This is a genomic window from Bradyrhizobium genosp. P, from assembly GCF_049949265.1.
Lineage (GTDB): Bacteria > Pseudomonadota > Alphaproteobacteria > Rhizobiales > Xanthobacteraceae > Bradyrhizobium.
This window is the reverse complement of record NZ_CP188195.1, coordinates 799,700-811,904: the sequence shown is the minus strand read 5'-3', so window position 1 is coordinate 811,904 and position 12,205 is coordinate 799,700. Positions and strand designations below refer to the sequence as shown.

14 protein-coding genes and 1 pseudogene are annotated in these 12,205 nt (G+C 59.3%); 8 read left to right on the top strand and 7 right to left on the bottom strand.

Annotated features, from left to right (window positions below; genetic code table 11):
- The first annotated feature begins 72 nt into the window (after positions 1–72).
- From ACP2YO_RS03995 to ACP2YO_RS03975, 5 genes and pseudogenes are all read left to right on the top strand, one after another.
- A complete protein-coding gene (locus tag ACP2YO_RS03995; protein ID WP_426439272.1) occupies positions 73–807 on the top strand; it encodes a transcriptional initiation protein Tat in 735 nt (244 codons plus the stop codon).
- Positions 808–817: 10 nt separating this feature from the next.
- Entirely contained in the window at positions 818–1,801 is a 984-nt protein-coding gene (locus tag ACP2YO_RS03990) for a substrate-binding domain-containing protein (protein WP_426439270.1), read from the top strand.
- A gap of 134 nt (positions 1,802–1,935) precedes the next feature.
- Positions 1,936–2,994: a TQO small subunit DoxD gene (locus tag ACP2YO_RS03985; protein WP_426439268.1), complete on the top strand. Its 1,059-nt coding sequence runs from the start codon at positions 1,936–1,938 to the stop codon at positions 2,992–2,994.
- A 99-nt stretch (positions 2,995–3,093) separates the two neighbouring features.
- Positions 3,094–3,997, top strand: a pseudogene (locus ACP2YO_RS03980) (hypothetical protein).
- 68 nt (positions 3,998–4,065) lie between these two features.
- Positions 4,066–4,371, top strand: coding sequence for a hypothetical protein (locus ACP2YO_RS03975; RefSeq protein WP_426439266.1), 306 nt, complete (start codon positions 4,066–4,068; stop codon positions 4,369–4,371).
- 80 nt (positions 4,372–4,451) lie between these two features.
- Here ACP2YO_RS03975 and ACP2YO_RS03970 read toward each other — a convergent pair whose 3' ends face one another.
- The 4 genes from ACP2YO_RS03970 to ACP2YO_RS03955 form a co-directional block, all read right to left on the bottom strand.
- Complete coding sequence (locus ACP2YO_RS03970) at positions 4,452–4,616, bottom strand: hypothetical protein (protein ID WP_426439264.1); 165 nt, start codon at positions 4,614–4,616, stop codon at positions 4,452–4,454.
- 196 nt (positions 4,617–4,812) lie between these two features.
- Positions 4,813–5,268 carry a hypothetical protein gene (locus ACP2YO_RS03965; RefSeq protein WP_426439262.1) on the bottom strand — a complete coding sequence of 152 codons (456 nt, stop codon included), beginning with the start codon at positions 5,266–5,268 and terminating at the stop codon, positions 4,813–4,815.
- Positions 5,265–6,422 (bottom strand): molybdopterin-dependent oxidoreductase, encoded by a 1,158-nt coding sequence (locus ACP2YO_RS03960; RefSeq protein ID WP_426439260.1) that lies wholly within the window; start codon positions 6,420–6,422, stop codon positions 5,265–5,267. The genes ACP2YO_RS03965 and ACP2YO_RS03960 overlap by 4 nt, the downstream gene beginning before the upstream one ends.
- 80 nt (positions 6,423–6,502) lie before the next feature.
- On the bottom strand, positions 6,503–6,736 hold the full coding sequence (locus ACP2YO_RS03955; RefSeq protein ID WP_426439258.1) for a hypothetical protein: 234 nt from the start codon (positions 6,734–6,736) through the stop codon (positions 6,503–6,505).
- Positions 6,737–7,155: 419 nt separating this feature from the next.
- On the opposite strand from ACP2YO_RS03955, the gene ACP2YO_RS03950 reads away from it, so the two are divergent.
- Entirely contained in the window at positions 7,156–7,476 is a 321-nt protein-coding gene (locus tag ACP2YO_RS03950) for a hypothetical protein (RefSeq protein ID WP_426439256.1), read from the top strand.
- Between the two features lie 186 nt (positions 7,477–7,662).
- Here ACP2YO_RS03950 and ACP2YO_RS03945 read toward each other — a convergent pair whose 3' ends face one another.
- Positions 7,663–8,598, bottom strand: coding sequence for a LysR substrate-binding domain-containing protein (locus ACP2YO_RS03945; RefSeq protein ID WP_426439254.1), 936 nt, complete (start codon positions 8,596–8,598; stop codon positions 7,663–7,665).
- A 123-nt stretch (positions 8,599–8,721) separates the two neighbouring features.
- Between ACP2YO_RS03945 and ACP2YO_RS03940 the strand changes: the two genes are divergently transcribed.
- On the top strand, positions 8,722–9,180 hold the full coding sequence (locus tag ACP2YO_RS03940) for a hypothetical protein (protein WP_426439252.1): 459 nt from the start codon (positions 8,722–8,724) through the stop codon (positions 9,178–9,180).
- A 743-nt stretch (positions 9,181–9,923) separates the two neighbouring features.
- On the opposite strand, the gene ACP2YO_RS03935 is transcribed toward ACP2YO_RS03940, so the two are convergent.
- Both ACP2YO_RS03935 and ACP2YO_RS03930 read right to left on the bottom strand, forming a co-directional pair.
- On the bottom strand, positions 9,924–10,499 hold the full coding sequence (locus ACP2YO_RS03935) for a methyltransferase family protein (protein WP_426439250.1): 576 nt from the start codon (positions 10,497–10,499) through the stop codon (positions 9,924–9,926).
- 634 nt (positions 10,500–11,133) lie between these two features.
- A complete protein-coding gene (locus ACP2YO_RS03930; RefSeq protein WP_426439248.1) occupies positions 11,134–11,361 on the bottom strand; it encodes a hypothetical protein in 228 nt (75 codons plus the stop codon).
- Positions 11,362–11,780: 419 nt separating this feature from the next.
- Between ACP2YO_RS03930 and ACP2YO_RS03925 the strand changes: the two genes are divergently transcribed.
- Entirely contained in the window at positions 11,781–11,993 is a 213-nt protein-coding gene (locus tag ACP2YO_RS03925; protein ID WP_426443050.1) for a DUF6894 family protein, read from the top strand.
- The last annotated feature ends 212 nt before the right edge of the window (positions 11,994–12,205 follow it).

Below are 12,205 nucleotides of genomic sequence, written 5' to 3'. Positions count from 1 at the left end.
AACCCGCCACGCGAGGAGAAGTAAATGACTTTCGACAACTCACGCCGTACCGCTCTTCTCGGTTTTGGATCGTTGGCGGTCGGCGCCGCCGCCCTCGCTGCTCGGCCCGCCCGTGCCACGACGACCGAACGCATCATCCCGCCAGGTGCCAGTGAGTTCGCCGATCTGAAAGATCGTCTGCGCCGCGCGCCCCGCCGGCGCGGCTTCAAGGCCGTGCCGATGATCCTCTCGCATCCCGATTTCTGGGATGACGAGGCGCTCAAAGAGGTTACCGCCTATCGCGGCACTCGCAAGCAGGTCTGGGACAACACGGGCATCGCGAGCCCATGGCTCAACCTGATGCGCAACTCGATCAATGCCCAGGTCTTCTCCTTCGGACATAAGAACTTTCTCGCGGTCTCTGCCACGCACGGCACCGCTCATCTAGCGCTGTTCGACCAGACGATGTGGGACAAGTACGAGCTCGCGACGCTCGCCGGCGCCAAGTTCCAGACGAACACGCTGATCCTTTCAAGGTCCGCGCGCACCGCTTTCTCAGAGGCAGAAGATCCGAACAGCGTGTTCGGGCCGATCGGCGACACGATTCCGGCACTGCAAGAACGCGGCGTCGTCTTCCTCGCCTGCCACAACGCGATCTGGGAGCTGACGGCGAAGCTCGTCACGCGCGGCACCAACCCCGACCACGTGTCGCACGAAACAATGGCCGCCGAGTTCACCAACCATCTTATCGACGGCGTCGTGCTCACGCCCGGGATCGTCGCGACGATTCCAGAGCTGCAGCAGGCCGGCTTTCACTATGCGGCGTGAGGAGGCTCGCATGCGCATGACAGTTTTTGGGGCGGCCCTGCTCGCCGCAGTCCTCGTGATGCCGCTGGCCGCGCAATCAGCGGAGCCGGCCCCGCCCGGCGCCATCTTTCCACCCTGGCAGCACGGACTGAACAACGACGCAACCGACCGCGGGCTCTCGTTTTCGGTTCCACAGGTGGACGACCTCGCTGATTTCCACGGCAACCTTTCGGACCCGAAGCTCGTACTCTACGTCGGCGGCAACTACTTCTTCGCCATGGCACCGCTCGTCATGGCCTTCGAGCAGCAGCATCCCGAGTTCAAAGGCGGGATCTACTGGGAGACCCTTCCGCCTGGCTTGCTCGTCAAGCAGATCCAGGCCGGCGGCACCGTGACATCGGGCAACATGACGTGGACCGCGAGACCGGACGCCTATTTCGCCGGCCTCAAGAAGGTTCAGGGCCTGATCGATCAAGGTATACTGACCGGTCCGGCCGTGCCTTACGCGACCAATTCTCTGACAATCATGGTGCCGGCGGGCAACCCGGGCCGTGTCACCGGGCTCGCCGACCTTGCACGGCCCGGCCTGCATCTTGTCATGCCGAACCCCGCGTTCGAAGGCATCGCCCGTCAGATCGAGGCTTCGCTGAAGAAAGCCGGCGGCGACGATTTGGTCACGGCCGTGTATGGGACGAAGGTCGCCGATGGCAATGCGGTTTTGACCCAAATCCATCATCGGCAGACGCCTCTCTTTCTCATGCAGGGCCGCGCACAGGTCGGTGTTACGTGGCAGTCCGAAGCAATCTTCCAGGAAGGGATCGGCAATCCGATCGGCCACATCAACATTCCAGCCGGACTGAACGCGACCGCGACCTACGCCGGCGCCGAGGTGAACGGAGCCCCGCATGCGGATGCCGCTCGGCTCTGGCTCTCGTTCATCCGTTCGCCCGCGGCGCTTTCGATCTTTGAGCGCTACGGATTCAAGCCCTACTGGGGCACTGCATCCGCCAACTGACCAAGCCGTTATCTTCAGGAGATGCGCTCATGTCTACTATATCCGTTAAATCTGCGACCAGCCTCACGCGATTGGCTGACAATTCCCCCGTATTGAACGAAGGTCAGCGCACGTGGCGAATCGCGGCGCTCGCCATGCTGTCGACCCGAATCATTCAGGGCTTCATCTATTGGGGCGGCGGCTCGCGGCGTTTCATTTATGCGCCGTCCAAGCTCAACCCGGACGCGCCGACCTGGATGGCGAACAAGTTTCAGACCGCGATGCCGGGGGCGCTGTTTGGCACTAATCACCTTATCAGCTTCATGCTGCATCACTTCTGGTTGCTCTACGTCGGAGTGATCCTGTTCAGCGCCGCCGAGCTGGTTGTCGGGGCGATGCTGATGGCCGGGGCACTGACCCGCGTCTCCGCTTTGGTTTCGATGGGTTTCTCTGTGCTGCTGATGGCGATGTTCGGCTGGCAGGGGGCGACCTGCATTGACGAATGGACAACGGCGGCCTGTAATCTCGCCATGGGCGCAACGCTGCTCCTCGGCGGCAGCGGCGCATGGTCGATCGACAACGTCCTGGCCCGGCGCAGGCCCGCGCTGGCGACCAAACCCTGGTTTCGCTGGATGGCTGGAAGCCTGCCGCTTCCACTCGGGGACATCGGCTTCCGCGACCTCGCATTCGCAGTGCTCGGCTTCGTACTGGTGTTCGACATCGGGACCTACAGCTACTATCGCGGCTCGGTCGTGACCCCGTTCCATGGCGGGCCAATCAGCCCGACGAAGCATCATCTCGCGTTGAGCGACGCGACGCCCTTGCCGGACGGTGGCGTCCGTTTCCACGTTTATCTCGACGCCGGCACGCCGGAGGCGCCGGTGCATGTCGTTGCGGCCGACCTCCTCGCCGCAGACAAACAGACGATCGCGCACTGGGACGCCGCCGCACTCTCCGCTTTGCCGAAAACTGCCTTCGCAAACGACTACGCATACAACAAGTTCGCACCCGGCCCGTTCGGCATCCGGGCGCCGATGGGTGCGGCGGCTACGGTGACGTTGACGCCGCCTCACGCGGCAGCCAGTGGTCCGGGCAGCGCCCGGTTCCTGAGGCTGACAGATGTTGACGGACGATCGTTCTCCGTCGCTCTTGGGGAGGGGTCGGCAGCGCTAGCCCTAAGCCCTAGGGCATCTTTCGCCGGAGTCCCGCTTTAATTCGAAGCGAATTATCTAAACAGCAATTTATTCGCTCTCTCCTTTTCTTCAGCTACCTTCCTGATTGACTCTTGGTTGGGATCGTTTCGACAAATAGTCATGCGCAACACCGCAATATCCGTTGTATCAAACTATTCCGGAGGGAGTCTGACGATGGTTGCGTTGGGCGCCTGGGGCGTCGAATGGCACGACCGAAAAAACTTTGAGAGCAGTTTCATCGCTCACGCGCTATGGTGGCTCGACGCAGCCATGTCGGTCACCTGCGGAATCGCTATTCCCTACCTGATGTTCACCCGCCAGGAGCACAGCGTCGAGAAACTGACCGCGGTGTGGCTCCTGCCCATCGTAGCCTGCGAGGTCGGAGCCGCAGCGCCGGGCTGCTCGCGCCGCATTTGCCGATGTCCGATGCCTTGCTCGTCCTTGTGCTCGGCTATGTGCTGTGGGGCCTGCTCGGTTCCGCTCGCGATGAGCATCCTGGTGCTGCTCGTCCTGAGGCTGGCCGTGCACAAGCTGCCGGAACGCGACATGGGCGTCTCGGCCTGGCTCGCACTGGGTCCGATCGGAACTGGCGCACTGGGGCTCCTGTTGCTCCGGCGACGCGCCCGCGATCTTTGCGGCGAACGGTCATGCCAATGTCGGTGACACAGCTTTTGGTCTCGGTGTCATCGGCGGTATCGTGCTCTGGGGCTATGGCGCGTGGTGGCTCGTTCTCGCCATGCTGAAGACGCTGCGTTATCTCCGCGACGGGCTGCCGTTCAACCTCGGCTGGTGGGGCTTCACGTTCCCGCTCGCGGTCTACACTCTCGCGACCCTCGCGTTGCACCGCGCCACGGGAAACGCACTTTTCTCAGTGACCGCCGGCCTGATGACGATCTGCCTGACAATGTTCTGGTTCGTCGTGGGGACGCGCACCCTGAACGGCGCCAGAACGATGGTTTTGTTTACCGCGCCGTGTCTGAAGAATTCCAGTTGGCCGGTGGAATTCGAAACCGATGTTGTCTGAACTCGGTTTGAAGCCGGAATGCCCTGCAATCCCATAGACCGAAGCACGTCGCGCATCTCAAGACTCCAATGAAGAACTCAACGATGCGAACGGTCCTCGCCCTGGCGTTGCCTTTAATTCTGACATCGCCCGCTGCCGCCCACGAAGTCCCCGACCCGTCGATCACGCATAACGCCCGCGATGGCGTCGTCAGGCTCTACGGCGCCGGTGGGCCGGACACGGCTTTCAAGAAGGTCGCCGATGTCTTCACCAGAGAAACAGGCATCAAGGTCGAGGTCGTCGGAGGGCCCGGAACCGATCTGGTCCAGGAAGGCCCGGGCGAACGCCGACATCCTCTGGGGCACCGCGGAGGAAGACATCACCGCGCTGCTTGAAACCTACACGGACTTCACCTGGGACGACGTCACGCCGATCGGTCAGGGCCCACGTCCTGGCTCCAGGCCCTCCAGGCTATCTACGATCCCGGCAAGGCTACAGGCTGTGATCGGACCCTTCCTCCGGGGACGATCGCAGCACTGGAGCCAGTCATGAAGTGGAATTTGACCAAGGTGAACAGCAGCGAGTAACAAATCTGACCGGCAGCACCGGTGACAGCGATCCGCTTTGCCGGCAGTGACATGAGACGGCTCCTTGGTTTCTGTCAGTCATCTGGATTGCCAAGATACACAATTCCAATCTCGATGTGAGATTGATCTCTTCGAACGCCGCCATCGCGTCGCTCGTCCACGCGCCTGGATACCGAGCAGTTGCGCTCTACTCGATCGCCGTATCGAGGTCGTGGCGATTGGATCGAACACCGTTACCTTTCCCGGCTCTTAATGCTTTTCGTCGGCACTGAGATGTTCGAGGTAGTCGACGATCTTTGCGGCGTCGCCATCGGATACTGGCGCCTTGTAGACATGCCTCATTTTATCGACGATCGACTTCCACTGTGGTCTCGATAGTCGAGGTTGATTGAGGACCATGCTCGATGAATGGCACGCCAAGCAGTTGTCATTGATAGCTGCCGCGTTGGGACCATCCGGAAACTGTGAAGCATCATCGGGCAGATCGATCGACTGAGACGTCAGGGTGGCACCTCCCTCCGACACATGCGTCGTGGTTATTGCGGAAATTGGCGACCGCTCCGGGATGCTTGCCGCCGAGGAAATCGACGCTTCCAGCGACTGCCGGCGGGCGTTCATGTGACTGAGATATCCCAGCACAAGAAGGCCGGTGCCTGCGGCGAGGAAGAGCGTGAAAGCCGCTTTCCATGAACGAATACCCATCATGTCATCACCACATGAGTTGGCTCAACACATCCGCGCATGAAGCCACCGGGATTCCAGTTTGGCTCCATCGGCTGTACGATGCCGGCGGTGTTCGAGCATCTGACAAGAAGAGCGAGCTTGCCCCTGTCACGGATAGGCAACGAGGTTTCGAATCGCCTGAATCCAAATTTGCCCTGATCCGCACCCAGATTGGTTCGATTCCAATTCCGTCCGTTGTCAGTTGAGATGTCGACTGAGGCCACCCCACAGTCGCCGCCGAACGCGATTCCGCTGATATTTAAATTCGGCGAGAATGGAATTTTCGCACCGTCGGCAACGTTCGTGATGAACGATCGGGGCACCATCCTGCTGATAGGGACGGTCGGGACATCCTTCGCGTCCACGGCAACATTTGCAAACGGTGTGTCGGGCACTTTGTATGCTTTCGTCATCCAATAACCGTCATCAGGTTTGTCGAGCACCTCGATCTCGTTCAGCGCCTTCACCCAATAGGTCGAGTACCAGCCCGGTACGATCAACCTGAGAGGAAACCCATTCAGGAGAGGGAGTTGCTCATTGTTCATTGCAAAGGCGATCATGACTTCGGCATCTCGCGCATGATCTATCGATAGCGATTTTGAGAAATCCGGCGCATCGGGTACCACTGGCTCGTCCAGCGCACCGAAGCGCACAGCTACTGCATTGGGCTTGACGCCGGCCAGATCCAGCACGTGGCGGAGACTAACGCCGGTCCAAAGAGCGTTACCCATTGCACCATGCCGCCATTGCGCGCCCGGGACGCGCGGCACGAATAGGCCGCGAGAATTCCCAGAGCACTGGTTGACTGCGGCCAGTTGCGTTCGGGGCATTTTCAGCAGGTCGTCCAGGCTCACCGAAAGCGTGCGGTTTACGGCGCCATGAATCGTCAAACGGAAGGATCTAACGTCCACCGACTCAGGAATGACCGCCCAATGCCATCGGACGAAAAATCGGTCATTTGGAGTGAACACCCCTTTGTTAAAAACCTCCATCGGCGTCTCAAGCAGTGGCGGCCTGGTACGTTGAAGGATCATCGGCCCCTTGCCGGGAAAAGCGGTCGTCGTCGGCCTGTCCGACGGGCCGCCGGGCAGCATCAAATCAACAGCGCCTTTGGCCCACGCACGCGTTGCCAGCATGGGCACTGCCGCGAGTCCCGCTTGAACGAGAGTGCGGCGGCTGAAAAGACCGGATCGCACGTTGCTTCCTGAACTTATGCTCACGGTCGCCCCCCGTTTTTGCAGCAACTTTCCGTGCCGTGCGCGGTCTTGGCGTGTCTGCTAATTTGAATCTCTCCGTGCATGGCCGGAGGCGCCTGAGGGAGGCTGAGCAATTGAAGGATGATCGGTTGCGCCGGACCAAAAAAATCGCCGTTCGCGAAACGGAACAGCAGCGAGTAGCAAATCTGACGAGCGGCGCCGGTAACTGCGATCTGCTTTGCGGGGAGTGACATAAGAGAACTCCTTTCGTTTCCGCCAATCATCTAGATTGTTCAAAATCACAATTCCAATCGAGATATGAGATTGATTTGATCGAACGCCACCATTGCGCTACACGCCTGCGCGCCCCGGTTCGGATCTTTGTCGATCGTTTTTTGACAACGCGAGCCGATTGCGGCCTTGCCGACGGTCCAAGTTTTTCTCAGCAGAGCGACGGCGACGCGACTTCGACACGCCGGCTGTGCTGAAGAACATGATATCCGCGCCGAGGGTCACATGCCGGCGCCCGGTGCCATCGACGAGAATACGAAGTCGCTAAAGCGTCACGATCCATTCAATCTACATATACGATCGTATCTATTCGTAACATCTATTGGATAGATTAATCTGGCGGCCGTACCTTCCAGAAACACAAACCGAGAAGGAGGTCGCCATGACCATCGCAATACGCAAAGCCGATCTGGATTTCCGTGCTGACGTTCCAATCACCTCGCTGTCAAAGAGAACTCGTGCATCGCGGCGCATTGTTCTCGTCCTTTCGACATTGGCCACTATCGCCTTTGCCGCCCAGCCCGCCGCCGCATTCGATAAATCCACTCTTATCGCCCACAAGAGTATCGCCTGGTCCGGTACGCAGGCGCATCGAGGTGGCCATGTCGTCTTTCCCGCGCCGCACGTTGGCTCATTTACCGCAGCCCCTCCGGAGGTAAGCGGAGGCATTTGCGACTTCGGCGACAATCCAATGATTTGCTGAAGACGCCGCTCTTGGCACACAGCAACTGGCATTTCGACGCCTCACCTGCCCTCCGCCGACGAGATTCGGCGGATGGGCACGCTCGCCTGCCGGCTTACAGCCGATGTCGATGCGCCGATGTTGACCGGTGCGTCAGACGTTGGATCGGCCAGGCGCTTGCGGTGCGTGAAATCAGCACTCGCGCGTCTAGGTTCGATTCTTTGCCGATCGTTTTTTGACGGAGCGAACCGATTGCGGCTTTGCCGATCGATCAACGGTCTGCAGCAGAGCATCGGCGACGCGACTTAGATAACGTTGGCTGTGCCGGAGAACATGAAACTCGCGTTGAGGCAGGTTAAACGGGACGTGGCACAACAAGCCATTCTCAATGCTCGGAGCCACGACCGAAGCAGAAAGTGCCGTCGCCCCAAGTCCCGCTTCGACAGCGGCCCTGACCGCCTCGTTTGAAGGCAACTCCATCACGATCCGCAATCGTTCGGGTGCGACGCCTGCCCGCTTCAGGGCCTGCTCGAATACCGACCTCGTGCCCGATCCTGGTTCACGGAGTACCCATTCACTCTCGAGGAGATCGGCGGCATCGGGTTTCTTGCCCGTCGCCCAAGGGTGTTCGGGGCCGGCAACAAGAACCATCTGATCCAGAGCCACGCGAGTGCTCAAGAGCTGCTCCTCCTTTATCACCCCTTCGACGAAGCCTAGCTCCGCGGCGCCGGTCTCGACTGCCTCAGCGACCTGCGCGGTGTTGCCAACCGTCAGGCGGATATCGAGGCGCGGATGGGCGCGACGAAATGCGACCAGATGACGTGGCAGCCAGTAGCTTGCAATTGTCTGGCTTGCCTGAACGGTCAACGTGCCGCGCTCAAGATCCCCGAATTCACTCAGGGTTAGTTCGGCTCGATCGACCTGCGCCAGGATCGCTCGTGCTTCGGCAAGAAACACGGTTCCAGCTTCTGTCAGTTCGATACGACGTCCTATCCGGTCAAAGAGTTTCGCATTGTGGCGCGCTTCCAGAGAGGCGATGGCATGGCTGGCCGCCGACTGCGCGAGATTCAGCGCCTGGGCCGCCTGGGTCACATGCTGGCGCTCAGCGACAGCGACGAAAACACGAAGTTGATCAAGCGTCATGATCCTGCGCCTCATTCAATCTAGAAATCAGATTCTATATAGCTTCAACATCTATTGGAACGATTATTCGAGGCGCCGTACCTTCTCGGGAGTTTCAGAACACGAGCCGAGAAGGAGACCCCTATGGCCATCGCAATACGCAAAGCCGGCCTGGATTTCGATGCTGCTCCAATCACCTCTCTGCCAACCCTGAGGATCGTCGAGACGGCGGCCCCCAAGCTGGCATCGCTGCCAGCTACCAATCTTCATCCCGGTGCGGTCGCTATTCCGGTTGCGACGGCTGCGTGGTTTGTAGTCGTGGCCTGGTGTGCCTTCGGCGGCGGCGAGACTTCGCTCGTACTCGCAGTCATCGCGCTCTTCTTCCTTATCTTTTTCGGCCTGTTCGTTGGCGGCGCAGCGATGGGACGCGACATGACGCCGGAGCGGGCGCGTAACCGCAGCTTCCGGGAGTTTCTTGATGGCGACGTCGACGTCGGCACAGGCCGGATTACGGGTCGTGAGGCGCTCTGGCAGCTCGCCGCCATGCCGGTCGGTCTCGCCGTCGGGTTCACGATCATCGCAATGATCGCCGTATCCGTTTGACCGAGCAGCGGTCCGAACAACGGTAGAGAGATTTGTCTTCGCTTCAGAGCTGTTGCACAAGCCACAATGGGCGCAAGGATTTCATCACGGGTCTAACGCGAAAAATACCGACCGTCGGTGGATCGCTGTCAGCCCACCACTCGCGAGAGACGTCCGGAGTGTGCGCGGTACACGGGCCGACGCCTCGCGATCGCCATCGTTCGCCGTGTCGGCGGCCACGAAACGCTCAAAGAGCACAGCACCAGTCTCTCGAATTAAAGCCCTTGCCCGCTCTAGCTCCTTAGCTCCCTCGGCTTTTTCATCATCATCACCGGCAGCATCTAGCAGAAGTTGTCCTCGGACAATCCGGGCTAGACATTCAGGAACCCGCGCGTGGCGCTCTTTCGCAACGTTTATTGCCTCGTCAACAGCAGAAGACGCCCTCACACTATCGCCATTCATTCTGTACGCATTTGCTAGGTCTGCCAAAATACGAGGTTCGTTTTCGAGGCCAGACGGCCGCGATTTGCCAAGAGGCGACATGCGCACCGGAATTTTGCAACGGGAAAGCGGAAGTTATTCAAAAAGGTTTGGCCCTTGGTGCGTATTTCTTGATTTTCGCACCACGAGAGTCAGACACAAACTCGGGAGCTATCGGCCAGAATTCGCAACCATGCTGGAGAGCGCGAAGGAAAACTGGTCCACTGAACTTATCGAGTCGCTCGCTGCGGCCTCTGTCGATGACTACCTGTAGCGGCTTGCAATCATCCGCGCGGCCCAAACGGGACCAGCATCGGGACCTTCTGACGATAAGCGTCGTAGGCGCCTTCCTCCAGTTGGCCGCGAAGGAAACGTTCCTCAAGCCGGGCCTTGATCCAGAATCCGACCCACAGGACAAATACGCCGACGACAGCCAGCGCGGTGCCCAGCTGCGCTGCGGTCGCCGCGCAGGCGATGATGATGCCGGTGTAGATCGGATGGCGCACGATGGCGTATGGGCCTGTATCGACGACGCGATGATCAGCCTTCTTGGTCACCGAACTCGACCACATGCGTCCAAGGTAGAGCCGAGCCCACCATGTGAACGCGATGCCCGACAGGACGACCAAGACGAGCGCATAATCGACAACGGGCTCAAGCGACCATAACCGGTCCGCCGTGCGAGAGAACTGTGCGCCGCCGGCAACGAGCAGGACGACGCCGGCAACCGTCACCGCGCGATAGAGCCAAGCTTCGCGCCTCGCCGGTCGCTTTTCCGCCCGATCGGCCCAAAACGCGGCACCAATCCACGACAGAACAAATGCGCTCCAGGCCATCATTGTAACGAGTTGGGGGGTCATGCAAAACTTCCTCCTCACAAAAGCAAGTTCGGCCGAACTTCGGGCTCAAGCTCAACACGAAATCTGCCCGTCTATCAACGGAGACCCGCGTCTTCTGCCCGGACTGACGTTCCCGTTTCCTTTTCATGCCTTACTGGTTCGTGATCAGGCTTGTCAGCGGGTTCATGCGCCGCCGTTTTCTCGCTGCGGTGAAGCGGTCCGCCGAACTGAGGCAGCCCGCTGTCGAGGGCCTCCCGGCGGACGCCATATCCTGACCCGCGGTGCGGCATAAGCCAACCCGAGGTCAGTTTCGGGTAATTCGCGTCATTTTGGCAGTACGCCGATGACTTCCGGTCTTCCCCAATAACCGGACTCCTTCAGAGTTCGTCGGCATGTCTCAAACGTGCCACATCCGGACTCATGCAGGGCAACATCATTCGGTCTCTACGTGGACGAGACGTGCCTGCCCCGTCTAAAGGGTAGCCCCGCCATCTTCCATTTTTTTGAGCCACGCCCCCTTTCAAGGATTCACCGAGACACCCCCTCGCTGCCTCAGGAAAACTGGCAGCCATAGACGAGAGGCGTCACGGCGGCGACTCGTCCAAGATGGCCCAGGAAGCCTGCCTGTGGCGTTGCTCCCTCTTTTCCAAGAGGGCTATTCGTGGTGCCTCGCATGATGATGGGGCAACGGACGCTGCATGGCCTGCCAGCCCGGGCCCCAATATCCGCCGTTGGTGTAGGGATTGCCCGCACCGAGATTTTCGCAATTCGCGTTCGGATAATACTGCGCACAACGGCCGGGGTCAGAGATAACGGCTTGCGCCATAGCGGGGCTAGCGACGACTGCCGCGACAAGAGCGGTGCCAATCAATGCGATCTTCATCTGGCCTCCTATGGTTTGATTTGTGTGAGGATGCGCAGGAGGTAGGAGAGCGCGCCCGTTACGCCAGTCGAGTTGACGTCGTCTTTATCGACCGTGATAATTCGGCGCCGCCGCTTGATAATCGCAAAGCTGCACATCAGCGTGATAGTGAATCGCTCAGTTCGTAAAATTCAATTTAGTGGTCCGGCGAATCTACAAAAGTGCTCCTCAAGGATGGCTGACGGTGTTTTCAGTTGCCTGATGTTTCCACCGCCGCTCCCGTTTCATCGCATCAGCGCCGCCGCGCGGCGGACCGTTATCGTGTCGGGGGACTCCGAGGTCAACCGACCTGAGTCCAATATGGATACGTTTTAATCCAACGTCGGAATCTGACTTATTTGTCACTAGCCGCAAGCCGTCGCGCGAATTATCGCTACGCGATGCGTTATTTCTTTCACATCGTTGGTGGTTCAGAACTGTATCCCGACGAACTGGGACGTAGTCTTCCGACTCTTGAATCCGCAAAACGGCACGCCAAGGTCCTTGTTGAGGAATTGAGAAAGGGCGGCGATTTTTATGGATCAAGTGGAGTGTGCGTTGTTGACGAGCATGGCAATACAGTCTTCGAGTGCCCTGTCAGTGGTTGTTGTTAGCAAATCGGTTCTGGCCGTTTCATTCCGAGCCGCTAGCGGAAATGTTTTGAGTTAGTTGTTGTCGCTCATCGTGTCCTCCGACGCGGCCCAAAGTTATTGCCAATTTCATTGTTCGTGCTAGAAGTGCCGTTCCGTTTGAACTACTTAGGAATGATGATGGCTAAGACGCAAAAGGCTGTACGTCGTGAATGGACGAAAGCAGACGTTAAAGA